The 20,951-nt window shown below is 64.9% G+C and carries 21 protein-coding genes; 10 read left to right on the top strand and 11 right to left on the bottom strand.

Going from position 1 to position 20,951, the window contains the following annotated elements; translation table 11 throughout:
- Positions 1-138: 138 nt before the first annotated feature.
- Both ACP7DD_RS23220 and ACP7DD_RS23215 read right to left on the bottom strand, forming a co-directional pair.
- The gene (locus ACP7DD_RS23220; protein ID WP_426177316.1) at positions 139-1,080 is read right to left on the bottom strand and encodes a GlxA family transcriptional regulator; all 942 of its coding nucleotides are present in this window, start codon (positions 1,078-1,080) and stop codon (positions 139-141) included.
- A 22-nt stretch (positions 1,081-1,102) separates the two neighbouring features.
- A complete protein-coding gene (locus ACP7DD_RS23215; protein WP_426177314.1) occupies positions 1,103-2,017 on the bottom strand; it encodes a DMT family transporter in 915 nt (304 codons plus the stop codon).
- A gap of 157 nt (positions 2,018-2,174) precedes the next feature.
- On the opposite strand from ACP7DD_RS23215, the gene ACP7DD_RS23210 reads away from it, so the two are divergent.
- The 3 genes from ACP7DD_RS23210 (at position 2,175) to ACP7DD_RS23200 (ending at position 3,793) form a co-directional block, all read left to right on the top strand.
- On the top strand, positions 2,175-2,597 hold the full coding sequence (locus ACP7DD_RS23210) for a MarR family winged helix-turn-helix transcriptional regulator (RefSeq protein ID WP_426177312.1): 423 nt from the start codon (positions 2,175-2,177) through the stop codon (positions 2,595-2,597).
- Positions 2,594-2,875: a hypothetical protein gene (locus ACP7DD_RS23205; RefSeq protein WP_426177311.1), complete on the top strand. Its 282-nt coding sequence runs from the start codon at positions 2,594-2,596 to the stop codon at positions 2,873-2,875. The genes ACP7DD_RS23210 and ACP7DD_RS23205 overlap by 4 nt, the downstream gene beginning before the upstream one ends.
- A gap of 84 nt (positions 2,876-2,959) precedes the next feature.
- Entirely contained in the window at positions 2,960-3,793 is an 834-nt protein-coding gene (locus tag ACP7DD_RS23200) for an HDOD domain-containing protein (protein WP_426177310.1), read from the top strand.
- 262 nt (positions 3,794-4,055) lie between these two features.
- Here the strand turns inward: ACP7DD_RS23200 and secF are convergent, their stop codons facing one another.
- From secF to queA, 5 genes are all read right to left on the bottom strand, one after another.
- The gene (gene secF / locus ACP7DD_RS23195; protein WP_426177308.1) at positions 4,056-5,072 is read right to left on the bottom strand and encodes a protein translocase subunit SecF; all 1,017 of its coding nucleotides are present in this window, start codon (positions 5,070-5,072) and stop codon (positions 4,056-4,058) included.
- An 18-nt stretch (positions 5,073-5,090) separates the two neighbouring features.
- On the bottom strand, positions 5,091-6,965 hold the full coding sequence (secD, locus tag ACP7DD_RS23190) for a protein translocase subunit SecD (protein ID WP_426177306.1): 1,875 nt from the start codon (positions 6,963-6,965) through the stop codon (positions 5,091-5,093).
- Positions 6,966-7,022: 57 nt separating this feature from the next.
- On the bottom strand, positions 7,023-7,358 hold the full coding sequence (yajC, locus tag ACP7DD_RS23185) for a preprotein translocase subunit YajC (protein WP_099787394.1): 336 nt from the start codon (positions 7,356-7,358) through the stop codon (positions 7,023-7,025).
- Positions 7,359-7,510: 152 nt separating this feature from the next.
- Positions 7,511-8,650, bottom strand: a complete 1,140-nt coding sequence (gene tgt, locus ACP7DD_RS23180) for a tRNA guanosine(34) transglycosylase Tgt (protein WP_426177304.1) — start codon at positions 8,648-8,650, stop codon at positions 7,511-7,513.
- Positions 8,651-9,673: a tRNA preQ1(34) S-adenosylmethionine ribosyltransferase-isomerase QueA gene (queA, locus tag ACP7DD_RS23175; protein ID WP_426177303.1), complete on the bottom strand. Its 1,023-nt coding sequence runs from the start codon at positions 9,671-9,673 to the stop codon at positions 8,651-8,653.
- A 102-nt stretch (positions 9,674-9,775) separates the two neighbouring features.
- On the opposite strand from queA, the gene recG reads away from it, so the two are divergent.
- Together recG and ACP7DD_RS23165 are read left to right on the top strand one after the other, a co-directional pair.
- Complete coding sequence (gene recG / locus ACP7DD_RS23170) at positions 9,776-11,836, top strand: ATP-dependent DNA helicase RecG (RefSeq protein ID WP_426177301.1); 2,061 nt, start codon at positions 9,776-9,778, stop codon at positions 11,834-11,836.
- Positions 11,837-11,964: 128 nt separating this feature from the next.
- Complete coding sequence (locus tag ACP7DD_RS23165) at positions 11,965-12,714, top strand: hypothetical protein (protein WP_426177299.1); 750 nt, start codon at positions 11,965-11,967, stop codon at positions 12,712-12,714.
- Between the two features lie 40 nt (positions 12,715-12,754).
- Here ACP7DD_RS23165 and ACP7DD_RS23160 read toward each other — a convergent pair whose 3' ends face one another.
- The 3 genes from ACP7DD_RS23160 to pyrC are packed head-to-tail and all read right to left on the bottom strand — an operon-like array spanning position 12,755 to position 15,594.
- Positions 12,755-13,741 (bottom strand): Gfo/Idh/MocA family protein, encoded by a 987-nt coding sequence (locus ACP7DD_RS23160; RefSeq protein ID WP_426177297.1) that lies wholly within the window; start codon positions 13,739-13,741, stop codon positions 12,755-12,757.
- A 9-nt stretch (positions 13,742-13,750) separates the two neighbouring features.
- Positions 13,751-14,536: a DUF3025 domain-containing protein gene (locus tag ACP7DD_RS23155; protein WP_426177295.1), complete on the bottom strand. Its 786-nt coding sequence runs from the start codon at positions 14,534-14,536 to the stop codon at positions 13,751-13,753.
- An 8-nt stretch (positions 14,537-14,544) separates the two neighbouring features.
- Entirely contained in the window at positions 14,545-15,594 is a 1,050-nt protein-coding gene (gene pyrC, locus ACP7DD_RS23150) for a dihydroorotase (RefSeq protein WP_426177294.1), read from the bottom strand.
- A 123-nt stretch (positions 15,595-15,717) separates the two neighbouring features.
- Here pyrC and ACP7DD_RS23145 point away from each other — a divergent pair, with 123 nt between their 5' ends.
- Positions 15,718-15,960, top strand: coding sequence for a type II toxin-antitoxin system Phd/YefM family antitoxin (locus ACP7DD_RS23145; protein WP_426177292.1), 243 nt, complete (start codon positions 15,718-15,720; stop codon positions 15,958-15,960).
- Positions 15,957-16,217 (top strand): Txe/YoeB family addiction module toxin, encoded by a 261-nt coding sequence (locus ACP7DD_RS23140; protein WP_426177290.1) that lies wholly within the window; start codon positions 15,957-15,959, stop codon positions 16,215-16,217. The genes ACP7DD_RS23145 and ACP7DD_RS23140 overlap by 4 nt, the downstream gene beginning before the upstream one ends.
- Position 16,218: 1 nt before the next feature.
- Here the strand turns inward: ACP7DD_RS23140 and ACP7DD_RS23135 are convergent, their stop codons facing one another.
- On the bottom strand, positions 16,219-16,944 hold the full coding sequence (locus tag ACP7DD_RS23135) for an amino acid ABC transporter ATP-binding protein (protein WP_426177288.1): 726 nt from the start codon (positions 16,942-16,944) through the stop codon (positions 16,219-16,221).
- 201 nt (positions 16,945-17,145) lie between these two features.
- On the opposite strand from ACP7DD_RS23135, the gene ACP7DD_RS23130 reads away from it, so the two are divergent.
- The 3 genes from ACP7DD_RS23130 to ACP7DD_RS23120 all read left to right on the top strand — a co-directional run bounded on the left by ACP7DD_RS23130 (position 17,146) and on the right by ACP7DD_RS23120 (position 20,939).
- Entirely contained in the window at positions 17,146-18,411 is a 1,266-nt protein-coding gene (locus tag ACP7DD_RS23130; protein ID WP_426177286.1) for a dicarboxylate/amino acid:cation symporter, read from the top strand.
- Between the two features lie 132 nt (positions 18,412-18,543).
- Entirely contained in the window at positions 18,544-19,827 is a 1,284-nt protein-coding gene (locus ACP7DD_RS23125) for an amidohydrolase family protein (RefSeq protein ID WP_426177284.1), read from the top strand.
- A gap of 74 nt (positions 19,828-19,901) precedes the next feature.
- Positions 19,902-20,939: a type II asparaginase gene (locus ACP7DD_RS23120; RefSeq protein ID WP_426177318.1), complete on the top strand. Its 1,038-nt coding sequence runs from the start codon at positions 19,902-19,904 to the stop codon at positions 20,937-20,939.
- Positions 20,940-20,951 lie beyond the last annotated feature (12 nt).

The following is a 20,951-nucleotide window of genomic DNA, read 5'->3' as shown; positions in this document are numbered from 1 at the left end:
CCCGGACGAAAGTTCGCCCGGGTCGTTAAAGCAGTAGCGCAGCGCTATCCCGAAAAACGATTGACGAAAAAGACGACTGAGGAAAAAAAAGCTTAACTTAGCGGCATTAGGGTCAGACCTAGGTCTGACCCCGAAGTTTTAGGCGTTGAGGCGGCGCTGGCGCTCTTCGCGCGGGGTGTGGCCGAACAGGGCGCCAAACGCGGTCGAGAAGTGCGAGCCGGACGAGAAACCACACATTAAGCCGACCTGGACGATCGAATAGTTCGTGTCGAGCAGCAGCTGGCGGGCGCGCTGCAGCCGCAACTCGAGGTAGTAGCGCGACGGCAGGCTGCCAAGGTATTGCTTGAACAGGCGCTCGAGCTGGCGCCGCGATAGCGCAACGAGCCCGGCGATATCGTCGGTCGACAACGGCTCTTCGATGTTCGCTTCCATCAACGTCACCGCTTCGCTCAGCTTCGGCTGCAAGGCGCCGAAACGCGCCTGCAACGCTACGCGCTGGCGCTCCTCGGCACCGCGCACGCGGTCGATGCACAGCGCTTCCTTGATCTGCGCCTGCAGCGCCGCGCCGAATACGTGCTCGACCAAGGTCAGCGCGAAGTCGATGCTGGCCGCGCCGCCACAACAGGTGAGCCGGGCGCCGTCGAGCTCGTACAGGTGGGGCGTGAAGACGGCGTGGTCCGCCTTGATGTCGACGTCGGCATACAGCGCCCACGGCAGCGCGGCGCGCACGCCGTTGAGCACGCCCGCGTCGGCCAGCCACAACACACCGGCGCCAACGCCGCCCCAGAACGGCGCCGCCCGCGCGCGCTCGATCACGGCGCGGATGGCGGCAGGCTTGAGCGCCGCCTCGGACTCGTCGGCCACCAGCAGCACCAGGTGCCAGTGGCGCAAGGCATCGGCGCCGAACTTGTCGGGGCTGCGCACATCCACATGCAGCCGCTCGGGGCCGAGCAGCTTTGCCGCCAGCCGCAGCGGCTGGTACAGGCCGGACCAGGTCAGCGAGTCGGGCTGGCCGGCATTGACCAGCAGGAAGCGCAGCGGCGCTTCCTGCGCCAGGCGGGCGAGGTCAAGGTGCGCCATCGGACTGGGGAAATGCTGTCATTTATTCGGGCGCGAGCGAGGCGGCCGGCCGCGGCGCCGCGTTCCATTGGCTCACGATCATGCCGGCGATGAGCAGCACGGCGCCCATCCAGCCGCGCGCGGTGAGCGTTTCGCCGAGCCAGAAAAAGGCAAAAAATGCCGCCGCCGCCGGCTCGAACGCATAGATGACCGCCGCCTCGTTGGCCGTGCTGCGCGCCTGGCCCCAGCCCTGCAGCGAGATGATGGCGGCGGTCGCCACCACGCCCAGGTACGCCAGGTTGATCGCGTGCTGGCCGATGCCTTGCGCGATGTAGGTCCAGTAGTTGGCGAAGTCGTTGCCGGCGTCGATGGTGGTGCGCGGCACCTCGCGCGCCAGCAGCCATACCGCCGCGCACAGCGCCACCGTGAGGATCTGCGCCGCCGTCAACGTCATCAGGCGCGACGCGCGACGGGTGCGAAATTCCATCATCTTGATGTACACACCGAACGCGAAGGCGCCCAGCAGCGCGAGCGTGTCGCCGCGCCCCCACGCGCCGCCGTCCCAGCACAGCGCAGTCAGGCCGGCAATGGCCAGCAGCAGCGCGTAGGCGATGCGCTTTTCCGGCATCTTGCCGGCGACCACGCCAAGCAGCGGCACCACCAGCACGTTCAGTCCGCAAATGAAGGCGTTGCGGTTGGAGGTGGTCAGCGCCAGCCCTTCGACCTGGAACACATAGCAGAAAAACAGCAGCACGCCGAGCAGGCCGCCGGAGACCAGGTCGTCGCGGCCGGCCTTGTACAGAAACGGCGCCAGCAGCACCGCCGCCAGCGCAAAGCGCAGGAAAATGATCCAGACGGGCGAAAAATACACCGTCAGGTCCTTCATCGCCGGGAAGGTGGTGCCCCACACGAGGGTGACGAGCAGCAAGGCGAGGATGCCGCGGAACTGATGGGTCATAGGGGTCTTTGCGATGCGGGATGGCCGAAATAGTCATATGGTAACTGTCTCGGGCGCAAAAGGCGAACGGGCACCGCCGGCAAAGCGCCGACGCCAGCTATAATCACGGTCTATGGGGGAACGATACTTACGCAGTGTCCGCTTGCTGGCGGAGTGCATGCAGGGATTCGAGCGCTTTTCGGGCGACTCGGTGCGCCAGTGCGGGCTCACGCACGCCCAGTTCGATATCATCGCCACGCTCGGCAATACGGCCGGCATGACGTACAAGCAACTCGGCGAGCGCACCTTGATTACCAAAGGCACGCTCACCGGCGTCATCGACCGGCTCGAACAGAAGGGCCTGGTCGCGCGCGAGCGCAGCGGCGACGACAAGCGCTCGTTTTTCGTCAGCCTCACCGCCAGCGGCGAAGCCTTGTTCGAGCAGGTGTTCCCCGCCGTAGTCGCGCACGGCAAGCAGCTGTTCGCCTCGTGCAGCGACGCCGAATTCGACGCGATCGACTCGGCCCTGTCGCGCCTGAAGCAGATGATCACCGATGCCAGCGCCGCTCCCTCCCCGCCAACACCAAAGGAAAAACAATGAAAACCGCCCTGCTCGACGGCATCACGCCGGCCAAAATTGACAAACAGATCATCGGCAACCTGTTGCTCAACGTCGCCGCGGCCGACGAAGTGCGCCACGAAAAGATGCTCGTCGGCGTGCGCAACGAGGCCGGCGAAATCTACCGCCTGATCGGTGCGACCAAGGTCAACAGCTACATGAACGCGATCGAGGAACTCGAAGATCTGGGCCTGGTCGATGAACTGAAAGACACCGAAGCGCCGCAAGAAGGCTGCGACGCGATCTTCAGCGCGGCTTGACGCAAGCCAGCCGGCATAATAAAAGATGCTTTTGAGAACGCCTTTGCGTGCTTCTGTCCAACTATTGGGAGTATAATTTTTTTCATGGATAGAATCGAAGCCTTCAAAAGCATTGCCGCCCAGGCTGGACGCGGCGACCTGACCTTCCCGACCAACGTCGACGCCACCCTCAAGCTGCAGAGTGCGCTGGGCGACCCGGACCTGCACATCGACGAGGCGGCGCGGCTGGTCCAGGCCGAACCGCTGCTGGCGGCGCGTACTGTCGCCATCGCCAACTCGGTGGCCTACAACCGCTTCGGTAACGACGTCACCAATGTCGGCGCCGCCGTCAAGCGGGTCGGCTTTCGCACGCTGAACGCGCTGGCCGCCGCCGTCATCGTGCGCCAGCTCGACAGCAAGATCACCCGTCCCGACCTGCGCGCCAAGGCCGACCAGCTGTGGCAGCATTCGGCCCACGTGGCTGCGCTGTCGCAAGTGATCGCGCGGCGCGTCACCAACATCGATCCGGATACGGCGCTGTTTGCCGGCATCGTCCATGAAGTGGGCGGCTTTTACCTGCTGTCGCGCGCCGAAGAGTTTCCCGGCCTGCTGGACGGCGAGCCGGAAGACTGGATCGAACATGGCGAAATGGCCATCGGCCGCGGCGTGCTGACCAAGCTCGGCGTGCCGGGCGCGGTGATGGAAGCGATCGAAGCGATGTGGCGCGGCCTGCGCGCGCTGCCGCCGGAAACGCTGGGCGACACGCTGATGCTGGCCAATGACCTGGCCCCGCTCGACTCGCCCCTGCACTCGCGCGCCGGCGCCACCACGCGCCATTCGGCCGCCACCATCGACTTCGTCACTGGCGAAGGCACGCTCGCCTCGATCCTCGAGGAATCGGCCGAAGAAGTGCGCAGCCTCACCGCCGCACTGTTCTAAGGCGCCGCGCGCCCAGCGCGTCGCCTGCTCCCCGTATCCCCGCCTGCAACAAACCGTCTGCACAAAAAAAATGCCCGCTCTATGTGAGCGGGCCGAAGTCCAAAACTAGGGATGTCCTGAAAGAGACAGCTCCACTATAGTTCCGCATCTGTTTGCCATCTGTGCGATAGCCCACACAACGGCATATATTTTCTGCTTACCGTCCGACGCATAAAAAGGGCGGCCCGCGCTGCCCTTTCGTCATTGACTGTCCGCTTGTCGCCTAGACAACAGCGCCGTCGGTCTCGTCTTTTTCCTTGAGCGGCTTGATCAGGTCTTCGCGCTTGACGCCGAGCCACATGGCGATCGCCGCGGCGACGAACACCGACGAGTAGATGCCGAAGCAGATACCGATCGTCAGCGCGATGGCGAAGTAGTGCAGCGACGCGCCGCCGAAAAACAGCATCGACAGCACCATCATCTGGGTACAGCCGTGCGTGATGATGGTGCGCGAGATGGTGCTGGTGATGGCGTTGTCGATCACTTCCGTCACGCTCGCCTTGCGCTGCTTGCGGAAGTTTTCGCGGATCCGGTCGAAAATGACGACCGACTCATTGACCGAGTAACCCAGCACCGCCAGCACCGCCGCCAGCACCGTCAGCGAAAACTCCCACCCGAAGTAGGCGAAGAAGCCAAGGATGATGATGACGTCGTGCAGGTTCGCGATGATCGCCGCAACGGCGAACTTCCATTCGAAGCGGATCGCCAGGTAGATCATCACGCCGACGATCACCATCACGAGCGCGTTCAGGCCGCTCTGGGTCAGCTCGTCGCCGACCTGCGGGCCGACGAACTCGACGCGCTTGAGGCTGACCGCTTCTTCGCCCCTGGCGTTGAGGCAGGCAGTGCGCGCCACATGGTCGCCCTGCGGCGTGATCGTGTCGACCGTCTTGGTGGCAGCGCTCTCGGCCGCGCAAAGGGTGTTGAACACCGCTTGCGAACCGCTGGCGCCGGCCGACGTCTTCGGCAGGCGCAGCATGACGCTTTGCGCGGTGCCAAAGCTGGTCACTTCAGGATGCTCGTAGCCGAGCGTCTGCAGCGAGCGGCGGATTTTCTCCTGGTCGGCGGCGTGCGGATATTGCAGTTCCATCACGGTGCCGCCGGTGAACTCGACCGATAAGTTCAGGCCTTTGTGCAGCAGGAAGAACACGGCCGCCGCGAACGTCAGCGCCGACACCACGTTGAAAATCAACGCGTGGCGCATGAAGGGAATGTCCCTCTTGATCTTGAAAAATTCCATCTCGATTCCTCTTTCTGATTACTTCTTGATGGAGACCACGCCGGGCGTCCAGACAGTACCGATGGACACTTTGCTCAGCTTTTTCTTGCGGCCGTACCAAAGATTGACCACGCCGCGCGAGACGAACACCGCCGAGAACATCGATGTCAGGATGCCCAGGCAGTGCACCACCGCAAAGCCGCGCACCGCGCCGGAACCGAACAGCAACAGCGCCAGGCCGACGATCAGGGTGGTGACGTTGGAGTCCAGAATGGTGGCCCAGGCGCGGTCGAAGCCGGCCGCAATCGCCGCCTGCGCGGTGGCGCCGCCGCGCAACTCCTCGCGGATGCGCTCGTTGATCAGCACGTTGGCGTCGATCGCCATACCGAGCGCGAGCGCGATAGCGGCAATACCCGGCAACGTCAACGTCGCCTGCAGCATCGACAGCAGCGACAGCAGGAACAACAGGTTGCAGGCCAGCGCCAGCACACTGAAGAAACCGAACATGTGATAGTAGAGAACCATGAAGATGGCGATCGCGGCGAAGCCGTACACCGTCGAGTACAGGCCCTTGGCGATGTTTTCGACACCGAGCTGCGGGCCGATGACGCGCTCTTCGACGAATTCCATCGGCGCCGACAGCGCGCCGGAACGCAGCAGCAGCGCCAGTTCATTGGCGCGCTCGGCAGTGCCCATGTTGGAAATCTGGAACGTGCTGCCCAGCTCGCTCTGGATCGTCGCCACCGACGCCACCGAATACTTGTTCTTCTCTTTCAGCAGGATCGCCATGCGCTTGCCGATGCGCTCGCGCGTCGCCTCACGCATCTTGCGCCCGCCATCGCCATTCAGGTCCAGGCTCACGGCCGGCTGCTGGTTCTGGTCCATCGTCGCCGTCGCGCTCGAAATGTATTCGCCCGTCAGGATCACTTCCTTGTACAGCACCACCGGCGCGCCGGTGCCGACGGTAAACAGCTCGGAGCCGAGCGGGATCGACGCCGACAGTTCGGTGCCCGGCGTAATCGATTCGTCGACCATGCGCATTTCCAGGGTCGCGGTGCGGCCGATGATGTCCTTCGCGCGGGCAACGTCCTGAACGCCCGGCAACTGGATGACGATGCGCTCGAGGCCTTGCTGCTGGACGATCGGCTCGCTCACGCCGAGTTCGTTGATCCGCTTCGACAAGGTGGCGATGTTCTGCTTGACGCCCTCTTCCACCGTGGTCTTCAGCGCGGCCGGCTTGAGCGTGACGACCAGTTTCAGGTCGGTGCCGTCGGCGGCGTCGGCAAACGCGAGGTCGCGCATCTGGCTGCCGAGCACGTCTTTGGCCTTGGCGCGCGTTTCGTTGTCGCGGAACTTGATCTCGAGGCTGTTGCCGACGCGCTCGATGCCGGCGTGGCGCACGTTCTTGTCGCGCAGGATGCTGCGCGCGCTCGACTGCATGCCCTTGATCTTGTTTTCCAGCACTGCCTTGGCGTCGACCTGCAGCAGGAAGTGCACGCCGCCGCGCAGGTCCAGGCCGAGGTTCATCGGCAGCGCGCGGATGCGCTGCATCCATTGCGGGGTGTTCTTGACCAGGTTGACCGTGACGATGTAGTCCGGGTCGGCCTGGTCGCGGTTGAGGTCGCGCTCGAGCGCCAGCTTGGCCTTGAACTGCGCATCGGTGGTCGGGAAACGCACCCGCACCGAGGTGCCGTTGCCTTCACCCTCGAGGGCCACGCGGTCCGGCGTGATGCCTTCCTGCTTCAGCGCCGCAGCCACCTGCTCGGTGGTGGCGCTGTTCACCTTGACGGTTGTCTTGCCTGTCGTCACCTGCAACGCCGGCGACTCGCCGAAGTAGTTCGGCACCGTGTACAGCGCACCGAGCACCAGCGTAATGGCGATCAGGATATATTTCCAGAGGGGATAGCGATTCATAATGTTCCAGCGTTCGAGGTGAGCAGGCGTAGGCGGCGCGGCGGCCGCCCGGCAGGCTTACAGGGACTTCAGGGTGCCCTTCGGCAACAGCGTCGTGATCGAGTTCTTTTGCACGACGATTTCCGTGTTGGCGGCGATTTCGACCGTCACGTAGGTGTCGTTAACTTTGGAAACCTTGCCGAGGATGCCACCGGCGGTCACCACTTCGTCGCCCTTGGCGAGTGCGTCCATCATGGAGCGCTGTTCTTTCGCGCGTTTCTGCTGCGGGCGGATCATCAGGAAATACATGACCACGAACATCAGTACCAGGGGCAGGAAGGTCGTCAGGTTGCCCATCATTCCCGGGTCTGCGGCGGTGCCGGCGGTTTGTGCATAAGCGTTAGAAATGAACACGGTTACTCCATTATTGATTTTGACTTGGTTAAAAAAGCAGCGCTGTATTCTAGCACTGGCCGGACAGCCTCAGTCACTTCCGGCTATCTGGTAGCCGTAATTTCTTTTGCAAGCTATTGTTAGACAAATAAATCCGCCCGGAGGTCATGGGGTCAGACCCCTCGCGCGCGCTGTTCGTTGAACTTCAGGCGGAACGCGTGGAAGCCGTCGGCGTCGATGGCGTCGCGCATCTCCTGCATCAGCTTCAGATAGTAGTGCAGGTTGTGGATGGTATTGAGGCGCGCGCCGAGGATTTCCTTCGAGCGGTGCAGGTGGTGCAGGTAGGCGCGCGAGAAGTTCTTGCAGCAATAGCAATCGCAGCTCTCGTCGAGCGGGCCGATGTCTTCCTTGTAGCGCGCGTTCTTGATCTTGACGTCGCCAAAGCGGGTAAACAGCCAGCCGTTGCGGGCATTTCGCGTCGGCATCACGCAGTCGAACATGTCGATGCCGTTGGCCACGCCGGCGACCAGGTCTTCCGGCGTGCCCACGCCCATCAGGTAGTGCGGCTTGTTGGCCGGCAGGCGCGGGCCGACGTGCGCCAGCATGCGCATCATGTCTTCCTTCGGCTCGCCGACCGACAAGCCGCCGATGGCGATGCCGGGGAAGTTGATCTCTTCCAGGCCGGCGAGCGACTCGTCGCGCAGGTTCTCGAACATGCCGCCCTGGACGATGCCGAACAGCGCGTTCGGATTCTCGCCACCGGTGAACTCGTTCATCGAGCGCTGCGCCCAGCGCAGCGACATGCGCATCGACCTGGCCGCCTCCTCGGACGTGGCCGGCCGGCCGTCGATCTCGTACGGCGTGCATTCGTCGAACTGCATGACGATGTCGGAATTGAGCGCGCGCTGGATCTGCATCGAGATTTCCGGCGACAGGAACAGCTTGCTGCCGTCGATCGGCGACGCGAACTTGACGCCTTCCTCGGTGATCTTGCGCATCGCGCCGAGCGAAAACACCTGGAAGCCGCCCGAGTCGGTCAGGATCGGCCCGTTCCAGCCCATGAAGCCGTGCAGGCCGCCGAACTTGTTGAGCACCTCGGTGCCCGGGCGCAGCCACAGGTGGAAGGTGTTGCCGAGGATGATCTGCGAGCCGACCGCGACCAGCTCGTCCGGATCCATCGCCTTGACCGAGCCGTAGGTGCCGACCGGCATGAAGATCGGCGTTTCGATGGTGCCGTGGTTGAGCTTGAGGCGGCCGCGGCGCGCGTGCGACAGGCCGCTGGTGTCGGTCTTGAGGAGGGTAAATTCGAGCATTTAGAGTGACTTTGTGGTGAGCAGCATGGCGTCGCCATAGCTGAAGAAGCGGTACTCGCTGGCGATCGCGTGGGCGTAGGCGCGGCGGATCGGCTCGTAGCCGGCGAAGGCCGACACCAGCATCAGCAGGGTCGACTTCGGCAGGTGGAAATTGGTGATCAGGCGGCTGACCGTCTTGAAGGTATAGCCAGGCGTGATGAACAGCGCCGTGTCGGCGCTGCCGGCAACCAGTTCGCCGCTCTGCGAGGCCGATTCGAGCGCGCGCAGGCTGGTGGTGCCGACAGCGACGACATCCTTGCCAGCCGCTTTTGCAACCCTGACGGCGTCGACCGTTGCCTGCGGCACGGTGTACCACTCGGTGTGCATGTTGTGCTCGGCCAGCACCTCGACGCGCACCGGCTGGAACGTGCCGGCGCCGACGTGCAAGGTGACGTAGGCGAAGTGGACGCCCTTGGCGGCGAGCCTGGCCAGCAGCGCATCGTCGAAATGCAGGCCGGCGGTGGGCGCGGCGACGGCGCCCGGCTCCTTCGAATACACGGTCTGGTAGCGCTGCTCGTCGAATTCGTCGGCGGCGTGGTCGATGTACGGCGGCAGCGGCAGGCGGCCGTGCGCTTCGATCAGCTCGAACACGTCGGCGTCGAAATGGAGCGTGAAAAATTCGCCCGCGCGAACGCCTGCGACGACGTCGAAGGCGTCGGCCAGGCGGATGCGGTTGCCCGGCTTGGGCGACTTCGACGCGCGCACCTGCGCCAGCACCGTGCGGCTGTCGAGCACCCGCTCGACCAGCACCTCGACGTTGCCGCCGGTCTCCTTGACGCCGAAGAAGCGCGCCTTCAGCACGCGGGTGTCGTTCATCACCAGCAGGTCGCCGGGCGACAGCAGGTCGACGATGTCGGCGAACTGGCGGTCGGCGATGGCGTCGCCGTCGAGCAGCAGCAGGCGCGAGGCGCTGCGGTCTGGCAGCGGCACCTGGGCGATGCGTTCAGGGGGCAGGTTGAAATCGAAGTCGGAAAGCGAATACATTCTGGTAATTCTGCGAAAATAGGGTTCACGCGCCGTACAATACGGCTCACTTGCGCAAGGCAACCCTCTATTTTACGCCACTTGCCCTGCAAAAACCGCGACATGCCCCCATCCAAACCGAAACCCTCGCCAAAAACCAACGAAAGCCGGCTCGCCAAGCTGGGCCTGCACTCCGACATGGACCTGGTGCTGCACCTGCCGATGCGCTACGAGGACGAAACGCAGGTGATCGCTATCCGCGAGGCGTGCCTGCGCGGCGGCCACGTGTCGCAGGTCGAAGGCGTGGTGACCAAAAGCGAGATCGCCTTCAAGCCGCGCCGCCAGCTGCTGGTGACGATCGCCGACGCCAGCGGCGACCTGCTGCTGCGCTTCATGAACTTCTACGGCAGCCAGGTCAAACAGCTGGCCGAGGGCACGCGGGTGCGCGCCCGCGCGGAACTGAAGCACGGCTTTTTCGGCGCCGAGATGGTGCACCCGGCCTACAAGGTGATCAACGAAGGCGCGCCGCTGCCAACGGTGCTCACGCCCGTCTATCCGTCCGGCGAGGGCCTGTCGCAGGCGATCCTGCGGCGCGAGATCGGCGCGGCGATGGCCCGCATCGACTGGCAGGACACGCTGCCGCCGTCTCTCTTGAGCGCGATGAACCTGTCGAACTTCGAGCCGTCGGTGCGGCTGCTGCATTACCCGCCGCAGGAAATCGACGAACACGCGCTGATGGACCGCTCGCACCCGGCCTGGGTGCGCATGAAGTTCGACGAGCTGCTGGCGCAGCAGCTGTCGCTCAAGCGCGCCCAGCGCGCGCGCCGCGCGAAGGGCGCGCCGGTGATCAAGACGATCGGCACGCTGACCGAGGCGTTCACCGCCGTCCTGCCGTTCAAGCTGACCGGCGCCCAGGCGCGCGTGCTCAAGGAAATCCGCGCCGACCTGCGGCACGGCTACCCGATGCAGCGGCTGCTGCAGGGCGACGTCGGCAGCGGCAAGACCGTGGTCGCCGCGCTGGCCGCGGCGCAAGCGATCGACAGCGGCTACCAGGCGGCGCTGATGGCGCCGACCGAGATCCTCGCCGACCAGCACTTCCGCAAGATCGCCGGCTGGATGGAGCCGCTCGGCGTGAAGGTCGTCTGGCTGACCGGCAGCCTGAAGAAAAAAGACAAGCTGGCCGCCACCGCGCTGGTCGAATCGGGCGAAGCGCAGCTGGTAATCGGCACGCACGCGCTGATCCAGGACACGGTGCAGTTTGCGAAACTGGGCCTGGTGATCGTCGACGAGCAGCACCGCTTCGGCGTCGGCCAGCGCCTCACCTTGCGCAACAAGGGCAGCAACGGCAAGACGCCGCACCAATTGATGATGTCGGCCACGCCGATCCCGCGCACGCTGGCGATGACGTACTACGCCGACCTCGAAGTGTCGGTCATCGACGAACTGCCGCCGGGCCGCAGCCCGATCGTCACGCGCGCGATCGACCAGAACCGGCGCGACGAAGTGATCGAGCGGGTGCACGCCGCCGCGCTCGAAGGGCGCCAGGTCTACTGGGTCTGCCCGCTGATCGAAGAATCGGAAGCGCTGCAGCTGCAGACCGCCACCGACACCCACGCGATGCTGGCCGAGGCGCTGCCCGACCTGCAGGTGGGGCTGGTGCACGGGCGCCTGAAGCCGGCCGAAAAACAGCAGGTGATGGATGCGTTCACCGCCAACGCGGTGCAGGTGCTGGTGGCCACCACCGTCATCGAGGTCGGGGTCGACGTGCCGAATGCGTCGCTGATGGTGATCGAACACGCCGAGCGTTTCGGCCTGTCGCAGCTGCACCAGCTGCGCGGGCGGGTCGGCCGCGGCACGGCCGCCAGCGTCTGCCTGCTGCTGTACCAAAGCCCGCTCGGCGGCGTGGCCAAGCAGCGCCTGATGACGATGCGCGAAACGACCGACGGCTTCGAGATCGCGCGGCGCGACCTGGAGATCCGCGGCCCGGGCGAATTTCTCGGCGCGCGCCAGTCAGGCCAGGCGATGCTGCGCTTTGCCGATCTCGACACCGATCAGTGGCTGGTCGAACAGGCGCGCGATGTTGCCCACGAATTGCTGCACGAGGGCGGCGGCGACAAGGCCGCCACGGTGGAGGCGCACCTGGCGCGCTGGCTGGGCGGGAAAGAAGAATTCCTGAAGGTATAAGCAGGCCGGATTGCCAGTAGGAAGCTTCGAAAATAAGCATGCTGATGTGACAATTGTTGAATATTGACGTTCAATTAACGCGTATTCTTGGCGACCAACCTACCCGCCCCTTTGAACACGGACCTGTCATGCCAATTTTTGGACTCGGACTACACCTGATCGTCGCTATCTGCTTTGCCATCCATGTCGTGCGTACCGGGCGCCAGCTGTATTGGCTCGCCATCCTCTTCATGTTCCCGCTGCTCGGCAGCATCGTCTATTTCGGAGCGGTGTTTCTGCCGCACGCGCGCATCGAGCGCGGCCTGCGCAAAACCAGCGCGGCGATCCGGCAGACGCTTGACCCAGGCCGCGAGATGCGCGAGGCGAGGACGGCGTTCGACCTGGCGCCGACCGCCCACAACCAGATGCGCCTGGCCGCGGCGCTGTTCGACGCCGGCGAATACGCGCTGGCTGTCGAACAGTACGACGCCTGCCTGAAAGGCCCGTTCGCCGGCGACGCCGAAATCGGCCTGGGTGCGGCGCGCGCCAAGCTGGCCAACAAGCAGCCGCAGGCAGCGATCACCCTTCTGCTGGCGTTGCGCGCGAAGCACCCCGGCTTTCGCCCGGAGCAGGTTGGCCTGGTGCTCGCCGGCGCACTGGACGAGGCCGGCCGCGCGGAGGAAGCGGGCGCCGAATACGAGCTGGCCGCGCAGCGATTTTCCAGCGTCGAGACGCGCGCCGCGCTGGCCTTGTGGGCGCTGGCCCAAGGCCGCCGCGCACTGGCCGAACGGGAGTTGAAGGCACTCGATCACGCGCGCAAGCATATGCCTGGCCACACCCGCGATCTGCACCAGGATTTGTTCCGGCGGCTCGACGCGGCGCGCGCGAGCATGGGCTGAGCGCCGATGTGGCCAGCGACGCCGGGCTCGCCCGCGGTGCTTAAGCGTCGGCCGCGTAGCGCAGCCCGATCTGGCCGCGGATCGTATCGAGCACGCCCATCAGCGCCAGCGTTTCGCCGTGCGGCATGATGTCGCTTTCGGTCAGGCCGGCGCGCCAGCAGCGCTGCGCCTCGATCGCTTCGTGCGCATAGCCGTTGCCGATAAACGGCGTCGGCACCGTGCGCAGCACGCCATCGGTCAGCGAGACCGTCACCGTCTTCGCGCGGTGGAACATGGTGTCGATCCTGACGTGACCGAGTTCGCCCGACACCGTCAGCTCGACCGGCGTGCGCGCGCGCAGCGAACAGCTGCAGGACGACATGCCGCCGCCGACGTGCTTGAGCGTGAAGGCGGTCTGCAGGTCGACGCCAGTGGCGCCCATCTCGGCCTGCGCCTGCACCGACTCGATCGGTCCCAGCAGCGCGGCGGCGATCGACAGCGGGTAGATCCCCAGGTCGAGCAGCGCGCCGCCGCCTAGCGCATGATTGAGCACGCGGTGTTCGGGGCGCACGCCGGCGGCGAAGCCGAAATCGGCCGACAGGTGGCTGACGGCGCCGATTTCGCCCGACGCGATGATGCGCCGCACCTCAGCCAGCGCCGGCATGAAGCGCGTCCACATCGCCTCCATCAGGAACAGTTTTCTGGCGCGCGCCAGCGCCACGACCTGTTCGGCCTCGCGCCGGTTGATGGTGAACGGTTTTTCGCACAGCACGCCCTTGCCTGCCTCCAGCGCCATGCGCGCATTCTCGGCATGCAGCGTGTGCGGCGTGGCGATGTAGACCAGGTCGACGTCGCCGGCATCGGCCAGCTCCTGGTAGGAGCCGTAGCTGGCGAGGGCGCCAAATTCGGCGCCGAACGCCTCGGCGGTGGCGAAGCTGCGCGAGCCGACGGCCGCCAGCAGCGCGCCCGGCGTGTCTTGCAGGCCGACGGCGAACGCCCGCGCGATCTTGCCTGTTCCCAGAATCCCCCAACGAACCATGTCGCTCATGATGTCTCCTCAGGCCCGGATGGGCCGAAATACGCTGGTGTCGGCGTAGAACGCCGCGTCCTGGCCGTCGCACCATCCCGGTACGCCCAGCACCTGCAAAGGCGTGAAGCGGGCGGTGTGCATTTCGCCGGCCGCCAGTTCGGCCGCCACCTGTTCGTCTATCCAGCCGCGCTGCGCGTCGGCGAGCAGTGCAAAGAAGTCGTCGCCGGCCCACACCACCCAGGTGTGCGCGGTAATGGCTTTGCGCGGCGCGACCAGTTTTTCCATCAGCGCGTGGCCGAACAGCCAGACCTGCGCGTCGTGTCCGAATGCGGCGCGCTGGTCGAACAGCGCCGCGTGCCAGTGGTGGGCACGCAGCGCCTCGACCAGCGCGCGTCCGGCGGTCGAATCGCGCACCACCAGCAGGGCGCAGTTTTCGTCGAAGATGGTGGCGCCGTCGCGTGCGGGCCCGCGCGACTTGCCCACGCCGGCTTGCGCAATCTGCGCCGCCTGCAAGGCGTTCAGCTGGCGCTTGATGCGCGGGAAGGTGAGCCACACCAGGCCATTGAAAAAGTCGTGCAGGTTCTCGCGCGTGGGCACGCAGCCGCTGGCGCCGATGAACTCCTCGTAGGCGCGCCCTTCCGGCAGCGCGTCTTGCGCAACGAAGCGCAGCGGCTGGCCGCCGGCGTTGTGCAGCCCGAGCGCAGCAGCGCCAGCATTCAAGGCGGCTAAAAAATCGCCTTCAATGCCGAGCCGCTGATATGCGGGCCGCACCGAGTCGTACCAGGGGCGGATCCAGTCGATCTCGGGCAGCATGCGCGTTGTTACAGCATTTTCCAGTTGATCTGCTCGCCGGCGTTGAGCGGCACCAGCGCACCCTCCGCCAGCGCGACGGTGGCCGGCAGCGTCCACGTTTCGCGTGCCAGCGTGACGGTGCCTTCGTTGCGCGGCAGCTCGTAGAAATCGGGGCCGTGGAAGCTGGCGAAGGCTTCCAGCTTGTCGAGCGCGCCGGCCCGCTCGAACGCTTCGGCGTACATCTCCATCGCGTGCAGCGCGGTGTAGCAGCCGGCGCAGCCGCAGGCCGCTTCCTTGGCGCCGATGGCGTGCGGCGCCGAGTCGGTGCCGAGGAAGAAGCGCTCGTCGCCACTGGTGGCGGCCGTCATCAGGGCCAGGCGGTGTTCTTCGCGCTTGAGTACCGGCAGGCAGTAGAAGTGCGGCCGGATGCCGCCCTTGAAGATCTCGTTGCGGTTGTAGAGCAGGTGGTGGGCGGTGATGGTGGCGGCGATCGGCCCTTCCGCTTCGGCCACGTACTGCGCCGCGTCCCTGGTGGTGATGTGCTCGAATACGATCTTCAGCGCCGGCATGTCGCGCCGCAGCGGGCGCATGACGCGCTCGATGAAGACCGCCTCGCGGTCGAACAGGTCGATGTCCTGGTCGGTCACTTCGCCGTGCACGAGGAACGGCATGCCGACTTCCTGCATCACCTCGAGCGTTTTGTAGCAGCGCGTCAGGTCGGTCACGCCGGCGTCGGAATTGGTGGTGGCGCCGGCCGGGTACAGCTTGACCGCGTGGACGAAGCCGCTGTCCTGCGCGCGGCGAATCTCGTCCGGGTCGGTATTGTCGGTCAGGTACAGCGTCATCAACGGCTCGAAATTCATGCCGGCCGGCAGCGCCGCCAGGATGCGCTCGCGGTAGGCGGCAGCCATCGCGGTGGTGGTGACGGGCGGCTTCAGGTTCGGCATCACGATGGCGCGGGCGAACTGGCGTGCGCTGTGCGGCAGCACGCTGGCCATCGCCGCGCCGTCGCGCAGGTGCAGGTGCCAGTCGTCCGGGCGGGTGATGGTCAGGATCTGGGGGGTATCGATGAGGGACATGGCGGCTTTCGGAGAGCAATGCCCCTATTTTAACCGGTGCATTCCGGAGCACGAAACTTGTGAAGGCCATTTGACAGTTCGTACGTGAAAGCGTACGTTTAGAGCCTAAGGTGGAGGACCCAGATGAAAACTATATCGGCGAGCGAGGCGCGCGCCACGCTCTACAATTTGATCGACGAAACGGCTGAAACTCACATTCCTGTAGTTATTACCGGGAAGAGAAACGATGCGGTGCTTATTTCCGCAGCAGATTGGGCGTCAATCCAGGAAACGCTCCACCTGCTGTCAGTCCCCGGCATGGCCGAATCCATTCGGGAAGGAATGGCTACGCCGCTGGACGAGTGCGACACGGAACTACGTTGGTGAGCTGGGCCCTGCAGTACACCAAGCAGGCACAGCAGGACGCGAAGAATCTCGCAAGCGCGGGCCTTAAGGCAAAGGCCCTCTCGCTGCTGGACATAATAGCGAACGATCCTTTCCAGAACCCGCCCCCGTTTGAGAAGCTCGTCGGCATGAGCGGTATCTACTCGCGCCGCATCAACATTCAACACAGGCTTGTTTATCAAGTGCTGCCTGATCGGAGAACGATCAAGATTCTACGGATGTGGACACACTACGCCTGACTTAGTGAATTATCCGCGCCAAAAATTCCCGCGCGCGCTCCGAACGCGGCGCCACGAAGAACTCTTCCTTCGGGCTGTCCTCGACGATCTTGCCGTGATCCATGAAGACGATGCGGTCGGCCACCTTGCGCGCAAAGCCCATCTCGTGGGTCACCACCATCATCGTCATGCCGTCCTGCGCCAGGCCGACCATCACGTCGAGCACTTCGTTGATCATCTCCGGGTCGAGCGCCGAGGTGGGCTCGTCGAACAGCATGGCGATCGGGTCCATCGCCAGCGCGCGCGCGATCGCCACCCGCTGCTGCTGGCCGCCCGACAGCTGGTTGGGGAACTTGTCCTGCTGCGCCAGCAGGCCCACGCGGTCGAGGTATTTCAGGCCCTTCTCGGCCGCCTCCTCGGGGCTGCGCTTGAGCACCTTGACCTGGCCGAGCGTCAGGTTCTGGCGCACCGTCAGGTGCGGGAACAGCTCGAAGTTCTGGAACACCATGCCGATGCGCGCGCGCAGCGCCGACAAGTTGGTGCGCGGGTCGCCCACCGGTATGCCGTCGACCGTGATGTCGCCTTGCTGGAACGGCTCGAGCCCGTTGACGGTCTTGATCAGGGTCGACTTGCCGGAGCCGGACGGACCGCAAATGACGACCACGTCGCCCTTGTCGACGCGGGCGCTGCAGCCATCGAGCACCTGGAAGGCGCCGTACCACTTGCTCACATTATTCAGTTCAATCATGTTGTCCGTTGTTGGATGGCCTAAGCAAGCTTGACAGTAGCCGGAATGCTTAGGATACTGCGGAACTTGCCAATATCATCAGCAAGTACGGCCGACTCGCTCAAAAATTACCTCCATTTTGCCCGAGAACGCAAAGCGACAGCATTTAATCTCCAGTCACTTCGCCAGCACGGATCGACTCTCTCACAGGACCAGCCGCATATGAACAATCGAAACCGCCTGACCGCCTACATTCTTGCCGGCCTGGTGCTGGGAGTCGTGGTGGGCTATATCGCCAACGGCAGCCTGGCCAATCCGACCGGCTTCTCGGACGCCATGTCGCTCATTACCACCTTGTTCCTGCGCCTGATCAAGATGATCATTGCGCCGCTGGTGTTCTCCACCCTGGTGGTCGGCATCGCGCGCATGGGCGACACCCGCGAAGTGGGCCGCATCGGCATCAAGGCGCTTGGCTGGTTCGTCATCGCGTCGGTCATCTCGCTGGCGTTGGGCCTGGTCCTGGTAAACCTGTTCCGTCCCGGCGACGCGCTGGCGATGTCGAACCTGGTGCCGGCCGCCGGCACCGCGTCGGGCATCGCCACGAGCAGCCTGACGCTCAAGGAGTTCATCACCCACCTGGTGCCGTCGTCGATCGTCGACGGCATGGCCAAGAACGAGATCCTGCAGATCGTGATCTTCTCGCTGTTCTTCGGCACCGCCGCTGCCGCCGTCGGCGAACGCGCCAAGCCGCTGGTCGACGCCATCGACGGCATCGCCCACATCATGCTGAAGGTGACCGGCTACGTCATGAACCTGGCGCCGATCGCGGTGTTCGCGGCCGTCTCCGGCATCATCGCCAAGAGCGGCCTCGGTGTCCTCAAGACCTACGGCGTGTTCATGGGCGAGTTCTACATCGGTATCGTCCTGCTGTGGATTATCCTCACCGCGATCGGCTTCCTGTTCCTCGGCCCGCGCGTCATCCGCCTGCTGGCCGAACTGCGCGAACCGACCTTGCTGGCGTTTTCGACCGCGTCGTCGGAAGCGGCGTTCCCGAAAACCCTCGAAGGGCTCGAGCGTTTCGGCGTGCGCAACCGGATCGCCGCCTTCGTGCTGCCGATCGGTTACTCGTTCAACCTCGACGGCTCGATGATGTACTGCACCTTCGCCACCGTTTTCATCGCCCAGGCCTACGGCATTGAAATGTCGCTCGGTACCCAGATCACGATGATGCTGGTGCTGATGCTGACCTCAAAGGGCATGGCCGGCGTGCCGCGCGCCTCGCTGGTGGTGATTGCCGCCACGCTCACGCAGTTCAACATCCCGGAAGCGGGCCTGCTGCTGCTGCTCGGCATCGACCACTTCCTCGACATGGCGCGTTCGGCCACCAACGTCATCGGCAACGGCATCGCCACCGCCGTCGTCGCCAAGTGGGAAGGCGAACTGGCGCCGCCGGTGCAGAAGGAACTGGCCACCGCAGAACTGCCTTAACGGCGGCCAAGCGCCAACACAGGGAGGCTTTCCAGCGATGGGAGGCCTTTTTTGGCTTAATACCCCCGGGGTCAGTGCCGACATTCGGACACGGGCCCTGCCGTTTCACTTCATTCTTGCCGAAAGACGTCGATGAAAACACTTACTTCGCTTGGGTTGTTGCTGGCATTCGGAGGCGCCCAGGCGGCGCCGCAAACGGTCGACTGCGGCCGCCTGCTCGACGTCAAGGCAGGCGTCTGGCGCGAGCGCGTCAGCATCACGGTCGACAATGGCGTGGTCAAGTCGATCGCGCCGATGGCGCCGGCGGCGGATCACATCGACCTGTCGGCCTACTCCTGCCTGCCCGGCTTCATCGACATGCACGTTCACCTGACGGGAGAAACGCGCAAGGAAGTCGAAGCGCTGCGCGCCGCCCTGACGAGCAACCCGGCCGACACGGCGTACCGCTCGGTCGCCTACGCAGAACGCACCCTGAAGGCGGGTTTTACCACCGTGCGCGACCTCGGCGCCGGCGACATGCTCAACGTCGCGCTCAAGCAGGCCATCGCCAGCGGCGCCATTCCGGGTCCGCGCATGTTCACTTCCGGGAAGACGATTGCCACCACGGGCGGCCACGGCGACGGCAGCAACGGCCTGTCGACGGCGTTCGGCCGCGCGATGGGCGCCGAGGGCCCGGAGCGCGGCGTGATCGACAGCGCCGAGCAGGGCCGCCAGGCGGTACGGGCGCGCTACAAGGAAGGCGCGGACCTGATCAAGGTCACCGCCACCGGCGGCGTGCTTAGCCAGGCGCGCAACGGCCAGGACGCGCAGTTCACCGACGACGAGCTGCGCGCCATCGTCAGCACCGCCAGGGACTATGGATTTCGCGTCGCCGCGCACGCGCACGGCGCAGAAGGCGTCAAGCGCGCGCTGCGCGCCGGCGTCGACTCGATCGAACACGGCACCCTGATGGACGATGAAGCCATCGCGCTGTTCAAGAAGCACGGCGCCTGGTACGTGCCAACCATCTCGGCCGGCCGCTATGTGGCCGACAAGGCGAAGGAAGACGGCTACTATTCGGCGCTGGTGCGGCCGAAGGCGGCCGCCATCGGGCCGCTGATCCAGGCCACCCTCGGGCGCGCCTACAAGGCCGGGGTGAAGATCGCCTTCGGCACCGATGCCGGGGTTTTCCCGCATGGCGAGAACGCCAGGGAGTTTGCCTACATGGTCGAAGCGGGCATGCCGCCGCTCGAGGCGATCCGCTCGGCCACGCTCTCCGCCGCCACGCTGCTCGACCAGTCGTCCAGTCTCGGCTCGGTGGAACCGGGCTTCGCCGCCGACATCGTCGCAGTCAGCGGCGATCCGCTGCGCGACATCAGCGTGCTGCAGCAGGTGAAGTTCGTGATGAAGGCCGGCGTCGTCTACAAACAACCTTAATTTCATACTCAACCAGGAGCTCTCCCATGATGCACCAACCTAAACGCCGCTCGATGATGGCGATTGTCGGATTTATGCTCGTCGTCGCCACGGCGGCCCAGGCGCAGGTCGCCGCGCCGCGGCTGGCCAACGTCACCATCCTCGCCACCGGCGGCACCATCGCCGGCACCGGCGCCACCAGCACCACCACGGTCGGCTACACCGCCGCCACCGTCGGCGTGCAAAGCCTGATCAAGGCCGTGCCGGAACTGGCGAAGGTGGCCAACGTCACCGGCGAACAGGTGTTCCAGATCGCCAGCGAGAACATGAGCAACGAGCACTGGCTGGCGCTGGCCAAGCGCGTCAACGCGCTGCTTTCGCAGCCGAACGTCGACGGCATCGTCATCACGCACGGCACCGACACGCTGGAAGAAACCGCCTACTTCCTGAACCTGGTGGTCAAGAGCCGCAAGCCGGTGGTGCTGGTTGGCGCGATGCGGCCTTCGACGGCGCTGTCGGCGGACGGTCCGATCAACCTGTACAACTCGGTGCTTCTGGCAGCGAGCCCGGATGCGGTCGGCAAAGGCGTACTGGTGGCGATGAACGACCAGATCCAGACCGCGCGCGACGTGACGAAGATGAACACGTCGACGCTCGACTCGTTCCGCTCTCCGGAACTGGGCATGATCGGCTACATCCAGGGCAGCAAGCCGTTCTTCTATCGCCAGTCGACGCGCAAGCACACGCTTGAGAGCGAGTTCGATGTCGGCGCGCTGCAGTCGCTGCCATCGGTCGACATCGTCTACGGCTACGCCAACGTCGGCCCGGTTGCGGTCGACGCGTTCGTCGGCGCCGGCGCCAAGGGCATCATCCATGCGGGCGTGGGCGACGGCAGCCTGGCTGCCAAGGTGGTGCCGGCGCTCAAATCGGCGCGCCAGAAGGGCGTTGTGGTGGTGCGTGCAAGCCGCGTCGGCCAGGGCATCCTGGCGCGTAACGGCGAGGCCAATGACGATGAACTGGACTTTGTGGTGTCCGATACGCTCAATGCGCAGAAGGCGCGCATCCTGCTGATGCTGGCGCTGACCAAGACCAGCAACACCAGGGACATCCAGCGAATGTTCTACACCTACTGAATTTTCGTCGTC

The sequence above is a fragment of the Massilia sp. TWR1-2-2 genome (assembly GCF_049897565.1).
Classification (GTDB): domain Bacteria; phylum Pseudomonadota; class Gammaproteobacteria; order Burkholderiales; family Burkholderiaceae_D; genus JAFCUW01.
The sequence above is the reverse complement of the archived record's forward strand: the minus strand, read 5'-3'. Positions and strand labels throughout refer to the sequence as shown.

Bases quoted from the DNA above. Each gene is read 5' to 3' on its own strand.
- ACP7DD_RS23220 (WP_426177316.1), bottom strand. From the start codon at position 1,080: ATGGCGCACCTTGACCTCGCCCGCCTGGCGCAGGAAGCGCCGCTGCGC.
- ACP7DD_RS23215 (WP_426177314.1), bottom strand. From the start codon at position 2,017: ATGACCCATCAGTTCCGCGGCATCCTCGCCTTGCTGCTCGTCACCCTC.
- ACP7DD_RS23210 (WP_426177312.1), top strand. From the start codon at position 2,175: ATGCAGGGATTCGAGCGCTTTTCGGGCGACTCGGTGCGCCAGTGCGGG.
- ACP7DD_RS23205 (WP_426177311.1), top strand. From the start codon at position 2,594: ATGAAAACCGCCCTGCTCGACGGCATCACGCCGGCCAAAATTGACAAA.
- ACP7DD_RS23200 (WP_426177310.1), top strand. From the start codon at position 2,960: ATGGATAGAATCGAAGCCTTCAAAAGCATTGCCGCCCAGGCTGGACGC.
- secF (WP_426177308.1), bottom strand. From the start codon at position 5,072: ATGGAATTTTTCAAGATCAAGAGGGACATTCCCTTCATGCGCCACGCG.
- secD (WP_426177306.1), bottom strand. From the start codon at position 6,965: ATGAATCGCTATCCCCTCTGGAAATATATCCTGATCGCCATTACGCTG.
- tgt (WP_426177304.1), bottom strand. From the start codon at position 8,650: ATGCTCGAATTTACCCTCCTCAAGACCGACACCAGCGGCCTGTCGCAC.
- queA (WP_426177303.1), bottom strand. From the start codon at position 9,673: ATGTATTCGCTTTCCGACTTCGATTTCAACCTGCCCCCTGAACGCATC.
- recG (WP_426177301.1), top strand. From the start codon at position 9,776: ATGCCCCCATCCAAACCGAAACCCTCGCCAAAAACCAACGAAAGCCGG.
- ACP7DD_RS23165 (WP_426177299.1), top strand. From the start codon at position 11,965: ATGCCAATTTTTGGACTCGGACTACACCTGATCGTCGCTATCTGCTTT.
- ACP7DD_RS23160 (WP_426177297.1), bottom strand. From the start codon at position 13,741: ATGAGCGACATGGTTCGTTGGGGGATTCTGGGAACAGGCAAGATCGCG.
- ACP7DD_RS23155 (WP_426177295.1), bottom strand. From the start codon at position 14,536: ATGCTGCCCGAGATCGACTGGATCCGCCCCTGGTACGACTCGGTGCGG.
- pyrC (WP_426177294.1), bottom strand. From the start codon at position 15,594: ATGTCCCTCATCGATACCCCCCAGATCCTGACCATCACCCGCCCGGAC.
- ACP7DD_RS23145 (WP_426177292.1), top strand. From the start codon at position 15,718: ATGAAAACTATATCGGCGAGCGAGGCGCGCGCCACGCTCTACAATTTG.
- ACP7DD_RS23135 (WP_426177288.1), bottom strand. From the start codon at position 16,944: ATGATTGAACTGAATAATGTGAGCAAGTGGTACGGCGCCTTCCAGGTG.
- ACP7DD_RS23130 (WP_426177286.1), top strand. From the start codon at position 17,146: ATGAACAATCGAAACCGCCTGACCGCCTACATTCTTGCCGGCCTGGTG.
- ACP7DD_RS23125 (WP_426177284.1), top strand. From the start codon at position 18,544: ATGAAAACACTTACTTCGCTTGGGTTGTTGCTGGCATTCGGAGGCGCC.
- ACP7DD_RS23120 (WP_426177318.1), top strand. From the start codon at position 19,902: ATGCTCGTCGTCGCCACGGCGGCCCAGGCGCAGGTCGCCGCGCCGCGG.